Raw genomic sequence first — 21,011 nt, forward strand, 5'->3', positions numbered from 1 at the left:
AGAGGGCGCCGACATGGCCGCCCAAATAGCCAATCTCCTTGATTTTCAAGGGCGCGGACGTCGAAAGCGGGTTCCGTTTTCGGCCCGTTGCCTCTAAGGAACACGCGCCTCCAGAGGTCTGACACTAGGGCCGGCGAGGCCCCATATATTGTCCGGCGCCGCTCACGGCGCGTCCTCAAGGCGGTAGACCCATGGCTCAGTATGACGTCGTCATCATCGGTGGCGGTCCCGGTGGCTACAACGCGGCGACCCGCGCCGGCCAGCTGGGTCTGAAGACCGCGATCGTCGAAGGCCGCGGCAAGCTGGGCGGCACCTGCCTGAACGTCGGCTGCATGCCCTCGAAGGCCCTGCTGCACGCCTCGGAAATGTACGCGGCCGCGACCGGTCCTGAGTTCGCCAAGCTGGGCATCGAGGTGAAGCCGAAGCTGAACCTCGTCCAGATGATGGCCCAGAAGGCCGAGAGCGTCGAAGCCCTGACCAAGGGCGTCGAGTTCCTGATGAAGAAGAACAAGGTCGACTACCTGAAGGGCTGGGGCCGCATCGACGGACCCGGCAAGGTGGTCGTGAAGGCCGAGGACGGTTCGGAAACCGTGCTCGAAACCAAGAACATCGTGATCGCCACCGGCTCGGAGCCGACCCCGCTGCCGGGCGTGATGATCGACAACAAGCGCATCATCGACTCGACCGGCGCCCTATCGCTGCCGGAAGTGCCCAAGTCGCTGGTCGTGGTCGGCGCCGGCGTCATCGGCCTGGAGCTGGGCTCGGTCTGGAAGCGCCTGGGCGCTGAGGTCACCGTGGTCGAGTTCCTTGACCGCATCCTGCCGGGCACCGACGCTGAAGTCGCCACCGCCTTCCAGAAGATCCTGACCAAGCAGGGCTTCAAGTTCTCGCTCGGCGCCAAGGTCACCGGCGCCGAAGCCGGCGCCAAGGGCGTCAAGCTGACCCACGAGCCGGTCGCCGGCGGCGAGGCCACGACGATCGAGGCCGACTACGTGCTGGTCGCCATCGGCCGTCGTCCGTACACCCAAGGCCTGGGCCTGGAGACGGTCGGCATCACGCCGGACAAGCGCGGCATGATCGCCAACGACCACTACAAGACCGGCGTCGACGGGATCTGGGTGATCGGCGACGTGACCTCGGGTCCGATGCTGGCCCACAAGGCCGAGGACGAGGCCGTGGCCTGCATCGAGCTGATCGCGGGCAAGGCCGGCCACGTGAACTACGACATCATCCCCGGCGTCATCTACACCAGCCCCGAGGTCGCCACGGTCGGTAAGACCGAGGAGGACCTGAAGGCCGCGGGCGTCGCCTACAAGGTCGGCAAGTTCCCGTTCCTGGCCAACAGCCGCGCCAAGATCAACCACGAGACCGACGGCTTCGTGAAGGTGCTGGCCGACGCCAAGACCGACCGCATCCTGGGCGCCCACGCCGTGGGTCCCAACGTCGGTGACATGATCGCCGAGATCTGCGTGGCCATGGAATTCGGCGGCGCCTCGGAAGACGTGGCCCGCACTTGCCACCCGCACCCGACCCGCTCGGAAGCCTTCCGCCAGGCGGCGATGGGCGTCGAGGGCTGGACGATGCAAGCCTAGCGATGGGGCAGGCCTAAGGGCCAGCCGGGCGGGCGACCTGTCCGAAAGTTAATGTTGGCGTTCGCGCAATCGAACGTAGAGTGGCGGGGTTTCGGAGACGGAGCCCCGCCATGTTTCTGTCCGCCCTGGCCCTGGCCGCCGCCCTTCAGGCCGCGCCGTTGGTCGAAATGCCCGCCGCACCGCCCGTCCAGTTGCCGCCTCCGCGGACCGCCACGGAAACGCGGGGCGCCAAGCAGCTTAAGGCCTGGCAGGCCAAGCCGCTTGAGACTTGGCAGGCGCGGATGGAGCAGATCGCCAAGTGCCGAGGCTACCGTGTTGAGCGCGCTCGGGGCGCGGCGGCCGAACCTCCAGTCTCGACCAAGATCCTGGCCCACCGCTCGCCTGGCCTGGCCAAGCGGATGGGCGAGCTGCCGCCGGCGCACGGCGAGCGCGCGGTTTTGCGCACGGTCGATGGCTGCGCCGTCTCGACCCCGATCGTGGCCCGGATGGACGCCCCTCAGCCCTGAGCCAGCGTCCTGAACGTCACCGAATAGCGCCGCGCCTCCAGCGGCGGGATGCTGTGCTCCCAGTCCGTCCGTGACGCGCCGCTGAGCAGATAGGCCGAGCGCGGCGCTGCCTCGAACGCCCGCCGCTCCCAGCCTTGGCCGTTCGCGCGACGGAAGCGGAACCGGCAGGGCGCCAGCAGCGACACCCCCGCCACTTGGCCGAACTCCGGCCGGTCGCGATGCCAGCCGATCGCCGCGCCCGGCTCGTACAGCGAGATCAGCGCCTGCGCGAGGGCCTCGGGCGCGTGGCCGGTGAAGGCGGCGACCGTTTCGCGCAGCGGCAGCAGGAAGTCCGGGATCGGCGTGGCGGCGTCCAGGCTGCGGCGACCGAAGTCGTAGCGCCAGCCGAACGAGACCACCTGGCGGTGGCCAGTGTAGCCCCGGAACTCGAACGGCTTGAACGGCAGGGTCTCGAACCGGGCGGCGAGGTCGCGCTCTTCCGCGGACGAGATCAGCTCCGGGCGATAGCGCAGGCCTTCGGGCAGGCCGGGCGGCGGCTGGGGCGCGAAGAGGTCGGCTTGCAAGCTCATGGACGCCTGAGATAGGCGCGCCCCGCCCACGAAAAAGGCCCCGCCTAGAGGGGAGGCGGGGCCTAAGTCGCTTGAGGGGAGAAACGCCCCGAAACGCGGGCGGTACGCGTACTAAAGCCTAGAACTCTTCCCAGTCGTCGCTGGAGGCCTGGGGCGAGGCGCCCACGGCCTTGGCCAGCTTGGCCTGGGCGGCGGCGACCGGGTTGGCGCCGGGACGGCTGGTCTGGGTGGCCAGGGCCGGACCCTTGCTGGACGCCGGCGCGGCCGGGCGCGGGGCGGGGGCCGCCGGACGCGGAGCCGAGCGGCTGGTCGAAGCGCTGACCGCGACGCTGGCCGCGCCCGAGGCGCCGCCGACGCGGAACTTCGAGATCATCTGCACCAGGTTGCCGGCCTCGCTCTTCAGCGAGTGCGCCGCGGCGGTCGACTGCTCGACCATGGCGGCGTTCTGCTGGACGGTCTGGTCCATCTGGTTGACGGCGGCGTTGACCTGGTTGAGGCCGGTGGCCTGCTCCTGGCCCGACGACGCGATCTCGCCGACCAGGGCGTCGATTTCGCCGACCTTGACGACGATGGCCTGAAGGGCCTCGCCCGTCTGGCCGACCATGCTGACGCCTTGGTTGACCTGCTGCGACGAGGTCGAGATCAGGGTCTTGATCTCCTTGGCGGCGTCGGCCGAGCGCTGGGCCAGGGCCCGCACTTCCTGGGCGACGACCGCGAAGCCGCGGCCGGCTTCGCCCGCCCGCGCCGCCTCGACGCCGGCGTTCAGGGCCAGCAGATTGGTCTGGAAGGCGATCTCGTCGATCACGCCGATGATCTGGCTGATCGACTGCGACGACTTCTCGATCTCGTTCATCGCGTTGACGGCGTTGCTGACCACGACGCTGGAGCGCTCGGCGTCGCCGCGGGCCGAGCCCACGACCTTGCTGGCTTCCAGGGCGCCGGCCGACGAGCGACGCACCGTGGCGGTGATCTCGTCCAGGGCGGCGGCGGTTTCTTCCAGGCTGGCGGCCTGCTGCTCGGTGCGGCGCGACAGGTCGTCGGAGGCCGAGGCGATTTCGTCCGAGCCGGCGCCGATGCCCCTGGCGGAGTTGACGATGGTGCGCATCGCTTCTTCCAGCTGCACGATGGCGCCGTTGAAGTCGGTTTGCAGGCGCTGGTAGGCCTCGGGAAATTCCTGATCGAGACGGTAGGTCAGGTCGCCATCGGCCAGATGGTTCAGGGCGGAGGCGATGACCTCCATGACCATGGCCTGCTCCTTGGCGGCGGCCTCGGCGATTTCCTGGTTACGGCGGCGCTCGGCTTCGGTCTCGGCGTTGGCGCGGGCCTGGGCGGCCTCGGCGGTGCGCAGGGCCACGGCGTTGTCCTTGAACACCTGGACCGAGCGGGCCATGGCGCCGACCTCGTCCTTGCGCTCGGCGCCCTTGACCTCGACATCGACCGAGCCGTTGGCCAGGACTTCCATGGTCTTGGCGGTGGCGGCCAGCGGGGCGGCGATCTTGGAGCGACCGATCCACAGGGCCAGCACCAGGGCGGCGCTGGCGGCGATCAGGCCGAACAGGATCGAGAAGATCTGCCCCGCGGCGGCCTCCTTGGAGGCCTTCTCGACCATCCGCGCCGTCTCGGCGGTGTGGGTGTTGGTGTAGGCGTTGACGTCCGCGGTCAGCTTGGTGATTTGCGGATCGATCTCGACCATCACCATCTTGGCCGCGTCGTTCATGTTCTGCTGGCCGAGGTCCGCGCCGCTGCGGGCGCTGGCGTAGATTTTGTCGAGACGCGTCTTGAACTCGTTCACGGTCTTGGTCGTGTCAGGCTCGGACTTCTTTACGCCGGCCAGCAGGGTGGTGGCTTCCTTGTAGGCGATGTCCAGATCCTCGCTGGCGTCCTTGCCCTCGGCCGAGGCGCCGTCATAGGCGATCGTCCGGTAGGCGGCGTAGCCCATCGTCGCGACGCGGCGGCTGAACCGCGCGATGTTCAGCTCGGCGGGGGCGCGCTGTTCCACCAGAATCTTGGTGTTGGCCTCGACCTTGCGCGCCTGCACGACGCCGAGGCCCACGATCACCAGGGCGATCAGGGTCAGGATGACGGCGGGCAGGGCCACCTTGGTGGAGATCTTCAGATCGTCGAACTTCATCGGAGCCTCGTGCGGCGGCGCGCTCGCGGAGAACGTGCGTTTTCACGTCTAGAAGACCGGCAGGCCCGTAAAATCGCGGTTAATGCCCCGCTCCAATTGGGTTTTCGCGACGTTCCGCCGCACCCATCGCGGGTATTCAGGCCTTGGGATGCGCCGCCTGGTAGGCCGCCAGCAGGCCGGCCGCGTCGACCTGGGTGTAGCGCTGGGTCGTCGAAAGCGAGGCGTGGCCCAGGAGATCCTGGATCGCCCGGAGGTCCGCGCCGGCCCCCAGCAGGTGGGTGGCGAAGGCGTGGCGGAAGGCGTGCGGCGTGACGCGGTCGGAAAGGCCCAGGCGCCCGCGCAAGGTCTGGACCAGCCCCTGGACGTGGCGTGGCGACAGCGGCCCGCCGCGCTTGGCGCGGAACAGCGGCTCGTCGGGACCCAGCACGAAAGGCAGCTCGTCGACATAGGTGGCGACGGCGTCGCGCACGGCGTCCAGCACCGGGACGATGCGGGTCTTGCCGCCCTTGCCCGTGATGCGCAGGGCCTGCCCCAGCGGCGCGTCGGCCCAGGTCAGTGACAGGGCCTCGCTGATCCGCAGGCCGCAGCCCCACAGCAGGGTCAGGACCGCCTCGTCGCGGGCGGTCTCCCAGGGCTCGCGCTCGGTGTCCTCGGCCGCCTCGGTGATCAGGCCGCGCGCCTGATCCTCGGAGACGGGACGGGGCAGGCCGACCTTCAGGCGCGGGCCGCGCACCAGCTCGACGGCGGCGTTGGCCACGCCGTGACGCTGGTCCAGATAGCGGTGGAAGGCGCGGATCGACGACAGGGCCTGGGCGATCGAGCGCGGGGCCAGGGCGTCCTCGCCCTGTCTGCGGAAGGCCAGGTAGCCGCGCAGGTCGGCGGTCGAGATTTCGCCCATGGCGGAAAGGCTCACGGCCTCGCCCCGATGCCGCTCCAGGAAGTTCAGATAGGCCAGGACGTTGTCGCCATAGGCCCGCACCGTGCGCGGCGAGGCCCGGCGCTCCAGCGTCAGGTAGTCCAGCCAGGCGGCGTAGGCCTGGCGCCCAGACCTGACGCCTGGCGTCATAGGACGGGCCAGCGCTCGGCCGTGCGCTCGACGACGCGGGCCAGGAAGTTGACCAGCTCGGCGCCCATGTCCGGTGTGAAGCCTTCGGGATCCTTGGAGCCGAAGGCGATGAGGGCCTCGCGACGCGGCTCCCAGATGGCCATGCGGACCAGGGCCATGCTGCGGATGGTCTCAGCGCGGTCGCCGAACAGCGGCAGGGCCGGGGCGAAGAAGCCCATGCGGGCGATCGGCGCCTCGCCCACGATCATGTCGACCTGGCCCTCGGCCAGGGCGAACCAGCCGGCCGGGACGCGGCTGGGACCTTCCAGGGCGACGATGCCGGCAGTCAGGCCGAAGCGCAGCATCGCCATTTCGTCGACGCGACGGGCGAGGTCGGCGTGATTGCGGGCGTCGAGCATGTCGATCACCGCGGCGTGGGTCTGCGCCTGGGCCGAATAGTTGGCGCGGGCGTTGGCCTCGATCGCCTGGCGGACGCTGGCCTCGCGCTGGTGGGCGGCGGCGGCGCGGGCCAGGGCGGCGGGGCCGAAATCGATGACGTTGGCCGCGTCGACCCGCAGGCCCAGCTCGCCCAGCAGGTTCTCGTCCTGGCGCAGGAATTCCGGCTGGACGCGCAGGAAGTCGCGCACGCTTTCCGCGTCGACGGGTTTCCTGTTGGCGTTCGTCGCGTCGCTCATCGTCATCCCCACCGGCAAAAAGACTCTCCGTCCCGATGAAGCGCCAAGACGGTTAATGTCCGCTTGATGATGATGCGCGCGCCGCTCTCGACCTGGGGACGGTTTGGCGGCAAAAGCATCCGGCCATGTCCCGTATCGCTTCCGTCCTTCTGCCGATGCCGTTGCCGGAGGCCTTCGACTACGCCGAGCCGGAGGGACTCGATCTGAGCATCGGCGACCACGTCGCCGTGCCGCTGGGCCCGCGCGTGATTCGCGGCGTGGTCACCGCCCTGCGCGACGGGACGGGTGGCAACCGGCCGCTGAAGGTCGTGCAGGGCCGCGTCGACGATCCGCCGCTGCCGCCGGGCGTGCTGGCCTTCGTCGAGTGGGCCGCGCGCTATTCGGTGGACCTGCCCGGCTGGCCGCTGGCCATGGCCCTGCGCGGCCTGCGCCATCCGCCGCCCAAGCCCGACAAGGTGCTGGTCCTGACCGGCGCCCAGCCCGCTCGCATGACCCCGGCCCGCCTGAAGGTGCTGGCCGCCGCCGAGGGGGTGAAGCTTTCCGGCGCGGCCCTGGCCTCGACCGCCGGCGTCTCGGCCGGGGTGGTCAAGGGCCTGGTCGACGAGGGCGTCCTGGCGGTCGACTTCGTGGAGCCCGAGCGCGGCCTGCCGCAGCCCGACCTCTCCTTGCCGCCACGCGACCTGAACCCCGGCCAGGCCGCCTGCGTCGAGGTGTTGACGCAGATGCTGGACGCCGGCGGCTTCCAGGCGGCGCTGCTGGACGGGGTGACGGGGTCGGGCAAGACCGAGGTCTATCTGGAGACCGTCGCCGCCGCCCTGAAGGATCCGGACGCCCAGGTCCTGGTGCTGCTGCCCGAGATCGCCCTGACCCAGGCGGTCCTGGCCCGCTTCGAGCAGCGGTTCGGCGCGCTCCCGGCCGAGTGGCACTCGGGCGTCTCGCCGCCGCGCCGCCGGCAGGTGTGGGAGGCGGTGGCCAGCGGCGACGCGCGGATCGTGGTCGGGGCCCGCTCGGCCCTGTTCCTGCCGTTCAAGAAACTGCGCCTGGTCGTGGTCGACGAGGAGCACGACAGCTCGTTCAAGCAGGAAGAGGGCTTCATCTACCAGGCCCGCGACCTGGCCGTGGCCCGCGCCAAGATCGAGGGCGCGACCGTGCTGCTGGCCTCGGCGACGCCGTCGCTGGAGAGCCTCTACAACGCCCAGATCGGCCGCTACCGCTGGCTGCGCCTGTCGGCCCGCCATGGCGCGGCCCAGCTGCCCGACATCGGCCTGATCGACATGCGCCGGACGCCGCCGGAGCCCGGCCGCTGGCTGTCGCCGCCGCTGATCAAGGCCATGGCCGTGACCTTGCAACGCGGCGAGCAGGCCATGCTGTTCCTGAACCGCCGGGGCTATGCGCCGCTCGTTCTGTGCAAGGCCTGCGGCGAGAAGATGAAGTCGCCCGACACCGACAGCTGGCTGGTCGAGCACCGCTATACCGGACGGCTGGTCTGCCACCTGACGGGCTTTTCGATGAAGAAGCCCGAGGCCTGTCCGCACTGCGGGGCCAAGGACTCTCTCGTTTCGATCGGCCCCGGCGTGGAGCGGGTGGAGGAGGAGGCGCGACACATCTTCCCCGACGCGCGGGTGGCGGTCTTCTCGTCCGACACGGTGATGGACGCCGAGGCGGCCAAGACCCTGGTGGCGACCATGGCGGCGGGCGAGATCGACATCCTGGTCGCCACCCAGGCGGCGGCCAAGGGTCACAACTTTCCGAACCTGACCCTGGTGGGCGTGGTCGATGCCGACCTCTCCTTGAGGGGCGGGGACCTGCGGGCCGGCGAAAGGACCTTCCAGCTGCTGGCCCAGGCCGCCGGCCGGGCGGGACGCCACGAGAAGCCGGGCCGGGCCCTGCTGCAGACCTATTCGCCCGACCACGCGGTGATGCAGGCCCTGGCCGCCCAGGACCGCGACGCCTTCGTCGAGGCCGAGATGGGCATGCGCCAGGACGCCGGCCTGCCGCCGTTCGGCCGTCTGGCGGCGGTGATCGCCTCGGGCCCGGACGGCGCGGCCCTGGACGCCTATGTCGAGGCCCTGGCGGCCGTGATCCCCAACGCCGAGGGGGTCGAGGTGTTCGGCCCGGCCGACGCGCCGCTGGCCATCGTGCGCGGCCGCCGGCGCAAGCGCTTCCTGGTCCGGGCCGAGCGCAATGTCGACCTGCAGGGCTTCATGGCCGCCTGGCGGGCGCGGGCCAAGGTCCCGAACTCGGTCCGCGTGGTGATCGACGTGGACCCGTACAGCTTCCTCTAGACCTTCCTCCTAGCGGGGGAGGATTTCAGTTCGTCGGCTCGGCCTTTTCCAGGACCGGCGCGTCGCCCACCGGCTGGCGGGCGCGCAAGGGCACGGCGGGGATCATCAGGATGGCCGCCAGGCCCGCGGCGACCACGAACAGGGCCGCGACCATCACGCCGCTCACCGCATGGACCAGGGCGGCCTGCAGCACCGGATCGGCGTGGGCGGCCTCGCCCTTGGCCGCGGCCTGCACCGCCATGCCTTCCAGTTTGCCCAGATCCAGCCCGCCACCTGGCAGGTTGGCCAGGCGCGCGGTCAGCAGCGTCCCGGCCAGGGCCGCGCCGACGGTCGAGCCGATCTGGCGGAAGAACTGGTTGGAGCTGGTGGCCACGCCCAGATCGCGCGGGTCGACGGCGTTTTGGGTGGCGATGTTGAACAGGCTCTGGCCCGGTCCCAGGCCCAGGCCCACGAAGGCCAGCAGCAGGCACAGCAGCGGCAGGCTGGTGATCTTGGACAGGTCGTGCAGCAGGAACACCGCGACCAGCAGGGTCGAGGCCCCGGCGATCATGAACGGCTTGTACTTGCCGGTCTTGGTGACCAGCTGGCCGGCGATGGTGCTGCCCACGATCAGGCCGGCCATCAGCGGCAGCATGGTCATGCCGCTGACCGTGGCCGGCACGCCCCGGCCCAGCTGCAGGAACAGCGGCAGGAACATCACCACGCCCATGAAGGCCATGGAGATCAGGAAGCCGGCGGTGTTGGCGGTGGTGAACACCTTGTTCTGGAACAGGTGCATCGGCAGGATCGGGTTACTCACCCGGGTCTCGACGAAGACGAAGGCGGCCAGCGACACGGCGGCCAGGGCGAACAGGCCAAGGCTCCGCGGCGAGCCCCAGGCGAAGTTGTGCCCGCCCAGGCTCAGCACCAGCAGCAGGGGCACGAAGGCGCAGATCAGGAGGGCCGCGCCCAGGAAGTCGATCTTGCCCGCGCGGCGATGCTCCAGCGGCGGCATCTTCACGATGACCATGAACAGCGAGAGCAGGCTGAGCGGCAGGTTGACGTAGAACACCCAGCGCCAGCCGGCGACCGTGTGGGTCCCGACCTGCACCGTGCCGTGGTCGGTGAAGTAGCCGCCGATGATGGGGCCCAGCACGCTGGCCAGGCCGAAGACCGAGCCGAAGATCCCGGCGAACTTGCCCCGCTCGCGCGGCGGATAGAGGTCGGCGATGATGGCGAAGGCGGTGGTGAACAGCGCCCCGCCGCCGATCCCCTGCAGGGCGCGGAAGACGATCAGCTGGACCATGCCCGGCACGCCCAGGATGGTCCCGAACTCGCCCGAGATCCCCGACAGCCACGAACCGGCCAGGAAGATGCTGATGCCGGTGATCAACACGGGCTTGCGGCCGAAGATGTCGCCCAGCTTGCCCCAGATCGGCACCATGACCGTCGAGGTCAGCAGGTAGGCGGTGGTCACCCACGAATAGAGATTGAGGCCGTTCAGCTCGGAGATGATCCGCGGCATGGCCGTCGAGACGATCGTCTGGTCCAGGGCGCTGAGCAGGAAGACGATCATCAGCGCCGCCAGGGTGGTGCGGCGCTCGGTGTCGGTGAAGGTCTGGGAGGTCATCGAAGCCCTAGGGAGCGTGATAGCCGGGGCCGCCGACCTATCACGCTCCCAGGGTCCGAAGTAGAGCCTTGTTCGCCTAGTGCTCCTTCTTGGTCCCGCGCTTGCGGGCCAGCATGTTCAGGCCCTCGACGCCGGCCGAGAAGGCCATGGCCGTGTAGATGTAGCCCTTGGGCACATGGGCGCCGAAGCCCTCGGCGATCAGCACGGTGCCGATCATCAGCAGGAAGCCCAGGGCCAGCATGACCACGGTCGGGTTGTTGTTGATGAAGTTGGCCAGCGGGTCGGCGGCCAGCAGCATCACGGTGACGGCGGCGATCACGGCGATGATCATGATCGGCAGGTGATCGGTCATGCCGACGGCGGTCAGGATCGAGTCGATCGAGAACACCAGGTCCAGCAGGATGATCTGGAAGATCGCCGAGCCGACGTTGGAGATGACCTGGGTGGCCTTGTCCTTCTCCAGCACGTCGTCGCTCTTGCCGGGGTCGACCGTGTGGTGGATCTCCTTGGTCGCCTTCCAGATAAGGAAGGCGCCGCCGGCGATCAGGATCAGGTCACGCCACGAGAAGGCGGTCTCGAAGCCCGGCTCGCCGTGCGAACCGACGGGGCCGTTGATGCCCAGGTCGAAGACCGGGGCGGTCAAGCCGACGATGAAGGCGATGGTCGATAGCAGGACCAGGCGCATGATCAGCGCCAGCGAGATGCCGATGCGGCGGACCCTGGTCCGGTGCTCGGGCGGCAGCTTGTTGGACAGGATCGAAATGAAGACCAGGTTGTCGATCCCCAGAACCACTTCCATCACCACCAGGGTCACCAAGGCGGCCCAGGCGGCCGGGTCGGTGACGAGGCCAAGGAGTTCTGTCATCGGGTCTCTCTAAGGTTTGTCGGGAGGAAGATCGTTCGCGTACGCATACATGTAACACAGGCCAGATAGGCGGGTAACGCCGATCTTTCCACCCTCGGGGTCGAAAACGCATCGCGAGGGTCTGGGCGTCGCCGCCATGAAGCCCTCGGACGTCGCGCGGCGTCCAGGTCGATTCCCCGCCCGGCTCGGCGTTTACGGCGCCGCTTTATTGGGCATGGCCACGCTTGGCGGCGTGCAATCGGTTGCCTCGAAAGTGGCCGTCGGCATGGTTTTCTGGGGATAAGTTCGCGGGCCGGAAAGCCTCTTCGCGAGGGGTTTCGACTTTGCTGGACAACAGCTCTTTCGCCGCCTCCGACAGATCACCTTTCGGACCCCAGTGATCTGCTTTTCGTGCAAGGTCTCGGCGGATAATTCCCTGCGTGAGGTCTTCAATATCCAGGGTGACAAGTCGTCGCGTCTGCTCTGAGCCGCGATTGCCGCCAACCTGCTCTGATCGTCCGGAGCCCCCGTCATGTCATAGAAAACCCGTGCCGCGCGCCCATGAAGACCTGGGTTTTCAGACGGAAATGGCGCCGTTTGACGTTCGCAAGTGCGGCATAAAGACTCTTTTCACGTCTTCCTGAGAGGGTTAAGCCTTAGCCCAGTGACGCGGGGGAGTACCCACAGCATGACGAAACGGACGAGGACCCTTCTGGGTTCCCTGGCCGCTGCCGCCATGATCAGCCTCGTGCCGATGTCCGGCGCGAATGCTGACGGCTACTGGCAGTGCGTTCCGTTCGCGCGTCTGATGTCGGGCATCCAGATCTTCGGTGACGCCCGCACGTGGTGGACCCAAGCCGCCGGCAAGTACGACACGGGCTCGGTCCCGAAGATCGGCTCGGTGCTCTCGTTCAAGCCTACCGCCCGCATGAACCTCGGCCACGTGGCGTTCGTCAGCCAGGTGCTCACCGACCGGGTCATCCAGGTCACCCACGCCAACTGGTCGATCATCGAGGGCGATCGCGGCCAGATAGAAAAGGACGTCACCGTCGTCGACGTCTCGCCCAACGGCGACTGGACCGAGGTCAAGGTCTGGTACGACCCGATCCGTGATCTCGGCACCACGGTCTATCCGACCAACGGCTTCATCTATCAGGACGCCCAGGCGACCAAGATCGCCATGGCCACCAGCAAGATCGCCATGGCCCAGAACGCCGTGGTCTCGGCCGCCAAGCAGGCCGCCAACCAAGTGGCTTCGTCGGTCCGAGCCTCGCCGCTGGACATCATCGGCCAGGCCGCCGACTCGACCGATCGTATCGCCGCCCTGATCGAGGCCGCCGCTGGTGGCGGTTCGTCCTCGAACGACAATAGCAACAAGCCGAACGCTCCCCGTTAAGGCGCGAGCGCGTTGACCTTGAGCACGGGCCGGGGCACACCCGACCCGCAGCAGGGACGGCGTCATGCTTAGAATCCTACGTCACGGCGCTCCGGGCTTCGAATCCGGCGGCCTGTCGCCCGACTGGCGGGTGCCGGCCGACGCCGTCTGGATCGAGCTGGTCGATCCCACCCGCGCCGAGGAAGTCGCCGTCGAGCAGTCGATCGGCCTGCTGTTGCCCACCCGTGAAGAGATGGCCGAGATCGAGGCCTCCTCGCGCCTCTACCAGGAGGACGGCGGCACGTTCATGACCGCCACGGTGCTGGTCAACGCCGACGGCGACCTGCCGACCGCCGCGCCGGTCACCTTCGTCCTGGCCGGGGCGCGCCTGGTCACCATCCGCTATGTCGAACCGCGCGCTTTCTCAGTGTTCGCCGCCCAGGCCGAGCGCCAGCCCAGCCTGTGTCCGAACGGCCTGCAGACGTTCCTGGGCCTGCTGGACGCCATCGTCGACCGCACCGCCGACATCCTCGAGCGCACGGCCGCCGAGGTCGAGGTGCAGTCGCGCGCCATCTTCAGCCGCCCGCGCGGCGCGGCGTTCGAGCAGATCCTGAACCGCCTGGGCCGGGCCCAGAACATCAATTCCAAGGCGCGCGACAGCCTGGTCAGCCTGGCCCGCCTGCTCAGCTTCGCGGCCCTGGCCGAACAGTTCGACGGCTCCAAGGAGCTGCGCGACCACCTCAAGTCGCTGCAGCGCGACGTCCAGTCGATCACCGACCATTCCAGCTACCTGGCCGGCAACATCACCTTCCTGCTCGACGCGGCCCTGGGGCTGATCAACATCGAGCAGAACTCGATCTTCAAGGTGTTCTCGGTCTTCTCGGTGATCTTCCTGCCGCCGACCCTGATCGCCGGGATCTACGGCATGAACTTCGAGCACATGCCCGAGCTGCGCTGGATCGAGGGCTATCCGATCGCCATTGGCCTGATGTTCCTGGCCGCCGGCGCGCCGCTGCTGTGGTTCAAGCGCAAGGGCTGGCTGTAGGGACGGAGCTGCGACTTTCTGTCGCGGTCTGAACCATTGCTTAAAGCTGATCTGGCACGGTGAACGCTGTTTCCGCGTTTTCCTCGCCCTTCCGAGCGCTCCTAGACCGCACGATGTCCGATGCCGCGTCTCCGCGACCGAGCCTGATCCGAACCCTGCACGCCTCCGTGGTGCGCGAGGCGGTCGAGGCGCACGTCCGCTACCTGAAGGGCCTGCCCAAGGGGCGGCGCGCGGTGCTGCAGTACGTCAATCTCAACAACTACGAGCTGGACGGCGTCGACCTGTCGGAAGCCGACCTGACCGGGGCGCTGCTGGGCGGGGCCTCGCTGCGCGGCGCCAAGCTGACGCGGGCCACCCTCTACGGGACCGACCTGCGCGATTCCGACCTGCGTGACGCCGACCTCTCGCGCTGCGACATGCGCGGGGCCTGCCTGCGGGGCGCGAACCTGGGCGGGGCGAACCTGGCCAACTGCGACCTGCGCGAGGGCGTCACCGCCGTGCAGGACGACGAGAAGGGCCTGCGGATCCTGGAGCACTCCAAGCGGCCGGGCGAGCTGGACTACGCCATGCTGCAGGGGGCCAACCTGGCCGGGGCCCAGATGTCGGGCGCCTTCGCGCGCCAGGCCGATTTCACCGACGCCGACCTCTCGAACGTCACCCTGCAGGGCGCCAGGCTGACCAAGGCCTGCATGGACGGGGCGAACCTGTCCGGCGCCAACCTGCACAACGCCGAGATGAACCAGGTCTCGCTGCGCCGCGCGGTGATGGTGGGCGTCGACATCAGCGGCGCGGATTTGCGCGACGCCGACCTGAGCGAGGTGCTGCGCGCCCCGCCGCCGATCATCTATGTCGACGACGAGCCCTTGCATGAGGTGCTGGAGGCGCACGAGCTGTTCTGCAAGTCCGACGGCCGCGAGGGCAGGGTCGGCAAGCTGGCGGACGTCGACTTCCGTCCGTTGAAGCGCCTCAAGGACCGCCGTCTCAGCGGCCTCAACGCGCCCAAGGCGGTGTTTTTCGGCATGGACCTGGACGGCGTCCAGCTGCAGGGCGCCAACCTCGCCGGCGCGGACCTGCGCGGGACCAAGCTGCGCGGGGCCGACCTGCGCGGGGCCCGCCTGGTCGACGCCCAACTGGCGCGCGCGGATCTCACCGGCGCCAAGCTGGGTCCGCTGAAGATCGCCGAGGAGCGGGTGATCCGCACCGACCTGACCCGCGCCGTGCTGCGCGGGGCCAATCTGGAGGGCGCCAGCGCCCCGCGCGCCCGGCTGATCGAGGCCGACCTGACCCGCGCCAAGCTGGACGGGGCCGACCTGACGGGCGCCGAAATGCCGGCCGGCTTCAGCGTCTGAATCCCCGTCTCCAACGTAAAGGACGTAGGGTTCGTGACTGACATGATCCCGACAACGGACGTGGCCATCCTGCCCGCGCGGCAGGGGCCGCCCGAACGCGGAGCCGCCGGAACCATGATCCACGCCATCACGCCGATCACGCTGCTGTGCGTGGTCGCCGCCCTGACCCTGCCCACGGCGGTTCGCGCCCAGGAAAGCCAGAACCGCGCCGTCGTCGGCCTGGCCGGGATCTACGCGCCCGCCTACCAGGGCGCGGACGACTATCGCCTGCTGCCGTTCCCGGTGATCGACTTGAAGTATGGTCGCTTCTTCGCCAACGCGCGCCGGGGCGTGGGCGCCGACCTGGTGGACGGCGACACCGTGGATGTCGGGGCCGGGCTCACCTACGTGCCGGGCTATCGCCGCCGCGACGCGCCCGCCGGCATCGGACGGCTGTCGGGCGGCGCGGGGGCGCGGATCTCCGCCGACGCGCGCGCCGGCATGGTGATGGCCAGCGTCAGCGCCACCAAGGTGCTGTCGGGCGACGTAGATGGGGCCCTGGTCGATGCGAGCCTGGCCCTGCCGCTCCGGGCGTCCCCGCGCCTGACCCTGATCCCCAGCGTCTCGGCCACCTGGGCGGATGGGGCCTATACCCGAGCCTATTTCGGCGTCAGCGCGGCCCAGGCTGCCGCCTCGGGCCTGCCCGCCTACCGGCCGGGCGGCGGGGTCAAGGACGTCTCGGCCTCGCTCAGCGTCAACTATCGCCTGAACGACAAGGTCAGCCTGGGCGCGACCGGCGTGATCACCAAGCTGACCGGCGACGCCAAGGACAGCCCGATCGTCATCGACGCCACCCAGCCGGCCGCCTTCGTCTCGATGTCGTATCGCTTCTAGCGGGCCACGCATTGAGCCTTGCGGCGCGTCTCAACCTCGGTGTTGATGCGCGACTGAACCGTGGGGAGTTTCCGATGTCGCGCTTGTCCTGGATCGCCGCCGCCGGCGTGCTGACCCTCCTGTCGCTGGGCGGCGCCGCGCAGGCGGCCGCGCCTCGGTTCGAGAAGACGGTCTGCGGGGCCGACTTCAAGGACGTCGACCTGAAGGTCCAGTGCGGAAACCTGGTGGTCGATGAGACGCGGGGCGATCCCAGGAGCCGGCGCATCAAGGTGGCCGTCGCCATCGTCAAGGCGGCCCAGCCCAAGGCCGGCCTGCCGCCGGTGGTCTATCTGCATGGCGGTCCGGGCGGCTCGGCGCTGAAGGGCCTGCCGCGCATGCTCAAGAGCAAGACCTCGCGCGAGTTCGTCGCCATCGACCAGGACTGGATCTTCATCGACCAGCGCGGCGGCGGCCTGTCCGATCCGAACCTGGACTGCCCGGGCACAAACCTGACCGACGCCGGGCCGCCCTCGGACAAGGACGCGCAAGGCATCGTCGCCTGCCTGAAGGCCTTCCAGGCCAAGGGCGTGAACCTGTCGCGCTACAACGCCGTCGAGGTGGCCAAGGACGTCCAGGACCTGCGCCAGGTCCTGAAGCTTCCGCTGATCGACCTGTTCGGCGGCTCGTACGGCACCCGTATCGAGGCGGCGATCCAGACCCACGCGGCCCAGGGCGTGCGAGCGGTGGTCCAGGACTCGCCCTGGCCGCCCGAGGCCGACTGGACGGTCGGCGGCCCGGCCATGGTCTCCAGCTCGATCGACATCGTCATGGCCAAGTGCGCGGTCGTCGCCGAATGCGCCAAGCGCTATCCGGACCTGAAGGCCAAGCTGGCCACGGTCGCCGAGCGCTGGCTGGCCGGACCCCAGACCATCGGCGGCAAGACCTACACGGCTGACGACCTGGGCGGCTATCTGATGGACGCCAGCTACTTCACCGCCGGGGTGCTGCCGCGCGACCTCTGGAAGATCATCCAGGGCGATGTCTCGCCGGTCGCCGAGTTCGTCGAGAGCCGCGACTACTACAGCGAGGGCCAGTTCATGACCCACCTGTGCAAGGAGGAGATCCCGTTCGAAGCCCGTGCGGACGTCGCCAAGGGGACCGAGAACGACGCCGTCGCCCGCCTGATGGTGGTGTCGATGCAGCGCATCCACGACGTCTGCAAGGCCATCGACGTGGGCCCGATCTCGCCAGTCGAGCAGCAGCCGGTGAAGACCGCGATCCCGACCCTGTTCCTGGCCGCCGAGATCGATCCGGGCTGCCCGCCGGAACTGACCAAGGCCGCGTCCAAGGGCTACCAGGGCTCGCAGGTGGTGATCGTCACCAACGCCACCCACGGCGTCAGCCGGGGCAATCCGTGCGCTCGCAAGATGATCCGGTCGTTCTTCCAGGACCCGACCAAGCCCGTCGATCGCAGCTGCCTGCCGGCCGCCGACACGCCGATGGCGTTCACCTACGAGTAGGTTGCCGGCAAGAGAACTGAACCATTTTCGCCATGAATCCCTTTTAGCAGCGCCGGATTCGTTTCAACGCGCTGTGAGGATTCTTGACGACGCTTGATCGTCGCGCCGCCTTGGTTCTGCTCGCTGGCGCCGCGATGGCGCCGGGCCAGGCCCTCGCCGCGGCCTTTTCGTTCGACCAGGTGAAGGCGCGGGCTCGGGCGCTGTCCAAGCGCGCCTATGTGCCGCCGCCCCCGCCGCCGCCGCAGGTGGCGGCCATGGACTACGACGCGGCCCAGGGCGTCGGCTTCTATCGTAAGAAGATCCCGCTGTGGGGCGGCGACTGGGGCGTCGAGCTGTTCCCGCTGAGCCGCGGCGTCTCCAAGGCCGTGGCCATCAATCTGGTCGAGAACGGCGTCGCCCGGCCGCTGAGATACGACCGGAGCATGTTCTCCTCGCGGGCCGACAGCCCGTTCCGCAAGCTGCCCGCCAAGGCCGGTTTCGCGGGGTTCCGCGCCATGAGCCGCGACGACCGGGGCGAGTGGCTGGTCTTTCACGGCGCGTCCTACTTCCGCTCGCCGGCCCCGTTCGGCCAGTACGGTCTGTCGGCCCGCGCCATCGCCGCCGACACCTACGCCGTCCAGCCCGAGGAGTTTCCCGACTGGCGCGAGGTCTGGCTGGAGAAGGACGTCCAGGGGCGCCTCGTCATCCACGCCCTGATGGAGAGCCCGGGCATCGTCGGGGCCTATCGCTTCGTCAACGACCGCGAGGGCCTGGGCCTGACCCAGACCGTCGAGGCCGCCGTCTTCTTCCGTCGCGCCTTCGACCAGATGGGCTTCGCGCCGCTGACCAGCATGTTCTGGTTCGGCGAGGATCGCGGCGGCGCCGGCCCGGACTGGCGGCCCGAGGTCCATGACAGCGACGGCCTGGCGATGTGGACCGGGGCGGGCGAGCGCATCTGGCGGCCGCTGTCCAATCCCTCGCGCGTGGTGACCAGCACCTTCAGCGACGAGAACCCCCGGGGCTTCGGCCTGATCCAGCGCGACCGCGACTTCGACCACTATCACGACGACCAGGCCAACGCCGAGCGCCGCCCCAGCGTCTGGGTCGAGCCGATCGGGACCTGGGGCAAGGGCACCGTCCGCCTGGTCGAGATCCCGACCAACAATGAGACCAACGACAACATCGTCGCCTTCTGGACGCCGGACGCGCCCGTCGTGGCGGGCGGCGCGGTCGAGCTGAGCTATCGCCTGTCTTGGACCGGCGACGTGCCCGCGCCGCCGGGCGACGACCTGGCGCGCGTCGTGGCCACCCGCACGGGCCAGCCGGGCGAACCGGGCAAGGATCTGGACGCCCGGGGCCGCAAGGTCGCGATCGAGTTCCGGGGCGCGAACCTCCAGGCGCTGCGCGAGGCGATCGACATCGAGGCCGACGTCACCGCCAACAACGGCGAGATCCGCCTGCTGTCGCACTATCCCGCCGCCCGGCGCGAGGACGAGTCGGGTGGCCTGTGGCGTGTGGTCTTCGATGTCGTCCCCAATGGCGCGGAACCGGCCGATGTCCGCGCCGTGCTGCGGCAAAAAGGTCGACCTTTGAGCGAAACATGGACCGCGTTGGTTTTTCCGGCCCCGGCCGGGAACTAAACGCGTCGTGAAACCTTTCGGCCTCGCTTCCGCCTTGTTGCTTGCGCGGCGGCCGGGGCCGGGGGGCTTCGAGTAGGGCGTGCTGTCGATGCGATCACTTTCCTGGCCGGCCGACGCGGTTCCGTCGGAATCGCCGCTGGCCATGCCCATTCAGAGCCTGAGCGCCGAGCCGGATCGCCGCCCGATCCTGGCGGACAGCCTGACGCGTCGTCGGGCGTGGCTGGTGGCCTTCACCCTCGTGCTCAGCCTGGCCGCCAGCGTGGCGATGATCCGCGCCTTCGCGGCCGACCGTTTCACGGCGCTGGAGATGATCGCCCTGCCGCTGTTCGCCAGCCTGTTCGCCTGGACGGCCTTCTCGTGCGCCTCGGCGGCGGCGGGGTTCCTGGCCCTGTGGCGCGAGAGCCCGGCCCGTGAGGGCGGCCCCCTGCCAGCGGTGTCCAGCCGCAACGCGGTCCTGCTGCCGGTCTATAACGAGACGCCCGGTCCGGTGTTCGCGCGCCTGGCCGCGATGCTGGAATCGCTGCGCACGGCCCAGGCGCTCGACCGCTTCGACGTCTTCATCCTCAGCGACACCCGCGAGCAGGCCGTCGCGATCGAGGAGCGCGAGGCCTATGACCGCCTGTGCGCCCGCTTCGAGGGCCAGGCTTGCGTCTACTATCGCCGCCGGGCGGAGAACACCGACCGCAAGGCTGGCAACATCGCCGAGTGGGTCCGCCGCTTCGGCGGCGCCTACGACCACATGGTGGTGCTGGACGCCGACAGCCTGATGACCGGCGACACCCTGGTGCGCCTGGCCGCCGCCATGGAGGCCGCGCCCGGCGCGGGCCTGATCCAGACCGTGCCGATGATCATCAACGCCCGCACCCTGTTCGCCCGCCTCGAGCAGTTCGCCAGCCGTCTCTACGGCCCGATGTTCGCGCGCGGCCTGGAGTGGTGGAGCGGGGCGGAGTCCAGCTACTGGGGCCACAACGCCATCATCCGCGTGAAGGCCTTCGCCGAGCAGGCCGGCCTGCCGCATCTGCGCGGGCCCCAGCCGTTCGGCGGCGCGATCATGAGCCATGACTTCGTCGAGGCCGCTCTGCTGCGGCGGGCCGGCTGGGAGGTCCGCCTGGCCTCGCAGATGGGCGGCAGCTACGAGGAGAGCCCGCCCAGCCTGATCGACCAGATCATCCGCGATCGCCGCTGGTGCCAGGGCAACCTGCAGCACATCGCCGTCATCGCCGCGCGCGGCCTGCACCCCCTGAGCCGCTTCCACCTGCTGCGCGGCTTCTCGACCTATCTGACCGCGCCGCTGTGGCTGGGCCTGCTGAGCGTGGGCCTGCTGCTGGCCGCTTTCCCGGGCCTGGCGGGGGTAGGCCAGGACGATCCGGCGCCGGTCACCCGGCCGGAGATGCTGTCGGTGCTGTGCGTATCCCTGGCCATGCTGCTGGCGCCCAAGCTGATGGCCTGGATCGTGCTGGTGCGGCGCGGCCGCGCCGGCGGCTTCGGCGGCGCCCGCCGGGCCCTGGCCGGCGTCGGGATCGAGACCCTAGTGTCCAGCCTGGTGGCGCCCATCGTGTTGTTCGCCCAGACCCGCGCCCTGTTCGAGATCCTGACCGGTCGCGATTGCGGCTGGGCCACCCAGCGCCGCGACGCCGAGACCCTGACCCTGCGCGACACTCTGCGCGTCCACCGGGGCGAGACCATCTTCGGCGTGATCCTGGTCGGGCTGGGCCTGATCTTCGCGCCCGACGCCTTCATCTGGATCGCCCTGCCGGCCCTGGCCCTGACCTTCGCCTTCGTGATCTCGGCCTGGACCGCCGAGAACGTCGACGACCTGTCCCTGCTGGAGACGCCGGAGACGCTGCGGCCGCCGCGCCTGCTGGACCGGGCCGTCAAGCTGCGCTCGGCCGCCGCCGTGGCCAGCCTGGCGGCCTCCAACGAGCCGCCGATCCTGCTGCCGCTGCCGGCCGGCCTGGGCTACGAGACGGCCTGA

16 protein-coding genes are annotated in these 21,011 nt (G+C 69.5%); 10 read left to right on the forward strand and 6 right to left on the reverse strand.

All coding sequences use genetic code 11. The features are described 5' to 3' along the window. Positions 1 to 191: 191 nt before the first annotated feature. Both lpdA and K8940_RS01980 read left to right on the forward strand, forming a co-directional pair. Entirely contained in the window at positions 192 to 1,592 is a 1,401-nt protein-coding gene (lpdA, locus tag K8940_RS01975) for a dihydrolipoyl dehydrogenase (protein WP_223392879.1), read from the forward strand. Between the two features lie 110 nt (positions 1,593 to 1,702). Then, the gene (locus K8940_RS01980) at positions 1,703 to 2,098 is read left to right on the forward strand and encodes a hypothetical protein (protein ID WP_223392880.1); all 396 of its coding nucleotides are present in this window, start codon (positions 1,703 to 1,705) and stop codon (positions 2,096 to 2,098) included. Here K8940_RS01980 and K8940_RS01985 read toward each other — a convergent pair. From K8940_RS01985 to K8940_RS02005, 4 genes are all read right to left on the reverse strand, one after another. Further along, positions 2,089 to 2,667 (reverse strand): alpha-ketoglutarate-dependent dioxygenase AlkB, encoded by a 579-nt coding sequence (locus tag K8940_RS01985; protein WP_223392881.1) that lies wholly within the window; start codon positions 2,665 to 2,667, stop codon positions 2,089 to 2,091. The genes K8940_RS01980 and K8940_RS01985 overlap by 10 nt on opposite strands. A gap of 118 nt (positions 2,668 to 2,785) precedes the next feature. After that, entirely contained in the window at positions 2,786 to 4,798 is a 2,013-nt protein-coding gene (locus tag K8940_RS23825; protein ID WP_263285788.1) for a methyl-accepting chemotaxis protein, read from the reverse strand. A gap of 136 nt (positions 4,799 to 4,934) precedes the next feature. Next, positions 4,935 to 5,864 (reverse strand): tyrosine recombinase XerC, encoded by a 930-nt coding sequence (locus K8940_RS02000; protein WP_223392882.1) that lies wholly within the window; start codon positions 5,862 to 5,864, stop codon positions 4,935 to 4,937. Next, complete coding sequence (locus K8940_RS02005) at positions 5,861 to 6,538, reverse strand: DUF484 family protein (protein ID WP_223392883.1); 678 nt, start codon at positions 6,536 to 6,538, stop codon at positions 5,861 to 5,863. Before K8940_RS02005 ends, K8940_RS02000 begins: the two co-directional genes overlap by 4 nt. Positions 6,539 to 6,663: 125 nt before the next feature. On the opposite strand from K8940_RS02005, the gene K8940_RS02010 reads away from it, so the two are divergent. Further along, entirely contained in the window at positions 6,664 to 8,823 is a 2,160-nt protein-coding gene (locus tag K8940_RS02010) for a primosomal protein N' (protein ID WP_223392884.1), read from the forward strand. A gap of 25 nt (positions 8,824 to 8,848) precedes the next feature. On the opposite strand, the gene K8940_RS02015 is transcribed toward K8940_RS02010, so the two are convergent. Both K8940_RS02015 and K8940_RS02020 read right to left on the reverse strand, forming a co-directional pair. Further along, the gene (locus K8940_RS02015; protein ID WP_223392885.1) at positions 8,849 to 10,432 is read right to left on the reverse strand and encodes an MDR family MFS transporter; all 1,584 of its coding nucleotides are present in this window, start codon (positions 10,430 to 10,432) and stop codon (positions 8,849 to 8,851) included. A gap of 76 nt (positions 10,433 to 10,508) precedes the next feature. Then, entirely contained in the window at positions 10,509 to 11,297 is a 789-nt protein-coding gene (locus K8940_RS02020) for a TerC family protein (RefSeq protein WP_223392886.1), read from the reverse strand. A gap of 667 nt (positions 11,298 to 11,964) precedes the next feature. Between K8940_RS02020 and K8940_RS02025 the strand changes: the two genes are divergently transcribed. The 7 genes from K8940_RS02025 (at position 11,965) to mdoH (ending at position 21,011) form a co-directional block, all read left to right on the forward strand. Beyond that, on the forward strand, positions 11,965 to 12,672 hold the full coding sequence (locus tag K8940_RS02025; protein ID WP_223392887.1) for a CHAP domain-containing protein: 708 nt from the start codon (positions 11,965 to 11,967) through the stop codon (positions 12,670 to 12,672). A gap of 64 nt (positions 12,673 to 12,736) precedes the next feature. After that, positions 12,737 to 13,696, forward strand: a complete 960-nt coding sequence (locus tag K8940_RS02030; protein ID WP_223392888.1) for a magnesium transporter CorA family protein — start codon at positions 12,737 to 12,739, stop codon at positions 13,694 to 13,696. Between the two features lie 113 nt (positions 13,697 to 13,809). Beyond that, a complete protein-coding gene (locus K8940_RS02035) occupies positions 13,810 to 15,045 on the forward strand; it encodes a pentapeptide repeat-containing protein (protein ID WP_223392889.1) in 1,236 nt (411 codons plus the stop codon). A 114-nt stretch (positions 15,046 to 15,159) separates the two neighbouring features. Next, positions 15,160 to 15,918 (forward strand): MipA/OmpV family protein, encoded by a 759-nt coding sequence (locus K8940_RS02040; protein WP_411675597.1) that lies wholly within the window; start codon positions 15,160 to 15,162, stop codon positions 15,916 to 15,918. Between the two features lie 74 nt (positions 15,919 to 15,992). Beyond that, complete coding sequence (locus K8940_RS02045) at positions 15,993 to 17,417, forward strand: alpha/beta hydrolase (protein WP_223392890.1); 1,425 nt, start codon at positions 15,993 to 15,995, stop codon at positions 17,415 to 17,417. A gap of 83 nt (positions 17,418 to 17,500) precedes the next feature. Further along, complete coding sequence (locus K8940_RS02050) at positions 17,501 to 19,036, forward strand: glucan biosynthesis protein (RefSeq protein WP_223392891.1); 1,536 nt, start codon at positions 17,501 to 17,503, stop codon at positions 19,034 to 19,036. Positions 19,037 to 19,124: 88 nt separating this feature from the next. Next, complete coding sequence (gene mdoH, locus K8940_RS02055; protein WP_223392892.1) at positions 19,125 to 21,011, forward strand: glucans biosynthesis glucosyltransferase MdoH; 1,887 nt, start codon at positions 19,125 to 19,127, stop codon at positions 21,009 to 21,011.

The sequence above is a fragment of the Caulobacter segnis genome, assembly GCF_019931575.1.
Lineage (GTDB): Bacteria > Pseudomonadota > Alphaproteobacteria > Caulobacterales > Caulobacteraceae > Caulobacter > Caulobacter segnis_C.

Bases quoted from the DNA above. Each gene is read 5' to 3' on its own strand.
- lpdA (WP_223392879.1), top strand. From the start codon at position 192: ATGGCTCAGTATGACGTCGTCATCATCGGTGGCGGTCCCGGTGGCTAC.
- K8940_RS01980 (WP_223392880.1), top strand. From the start codon at position 1,703: ATGTTTCTGTCCGCCCTGGCCCTGGCCGCCGCCCTTCAGGCCGCGCCG.
- K8940_RS01985 (WP_223392881.1), bottom strand. From the start codon at position 2,667: ATGAGCTTGCAAGCCGACCTCTTCGCGCCCCAGCCGCCGCCCGGCCTG.
- K8940_RS23825 (WP_263285788.1), bottom strand. From the start codon at position 4,798: ATGAAGTTCGACGATCTGAAGATCTCCACCAAGGTGGCCCTGCCCGCC.
- K8940_RS02000 (WP_223392882.1), bottom strand. From the start codon at position 5,864: ATGACGCCAGGCGTCAGGTCTGGGCGCCAGGCCTACGCCGCCTGGCTG.
- K8940_RS02005 (WP_223392883.1), bottom strand. From the start codon at position 6,538: ATGAGCGACGCGACGAACGCCAACAGGAAACCCGTCGACGCGGAAAGC.
- K8940_RS02010 (WP_223392884.1), top strand. From the start codon at position 6,664: ATGTCCCGTATCGCTTCCGTCCTTCTGCCGATGCCGTTGCCGGAGGCC.
- K8940_RS02015 (WP_223392885.1), bottom strand. From the start codon at position 10,432: ATGACCTCCCAGACCTTCACCGACACCGAGCGCCGCACCACCCTGGCG.
- K8940_RS02020 (WP_223392886.1), bottom strand. From the start codon at position 11,297: ATGACAGAACTCCTTGGCCTCGTCACCGACCCGGCCGCCTGGGCCGCC.
- K8940_RS02025 (WP_223392887.1), top strand. From the start codon at position 11,965: ATGACGAAACGGACGAGGACCCTTCTGGGTTCCCTGGCCGCTGCCGCC.
- K8940_RS02030 (WP_223392888.1), top strand. From the start codon at position 12,737: ATGCTTAGAATCCTACGTCACGGCGCTCCGGGCTTCGAATCCGGCGGC.
- K8940_RS02035 (WP_223392889.1), top strand. From the start codon at position 13,810: ATGTCCGATGCCGCGTCTCCGCGACCGAGCCTGATCCGAACCCTGCAC.
- K8940_RS02040 (WP_411675597.1), top strand. From the start codon at position 15,160: ATGATCCACGCCATCACGCCGATCACGCTGCTGTGCGTGGTCGCCGCC.
- K8940_RS02045 (WP_223392890.1), top strand. From the start codon at position 15,993: ATGTCGCGCTTGTCCTGGATCGCCGCCGCCGGCGTGCTGACCCTCCTG.
- mdoH (WP_223392892.1), top strand. From the start codon at position 19,125: ATGCGATCACTTTCCTGGCCGGCCGACGCGGTTCCGTCGGAATCGCCG.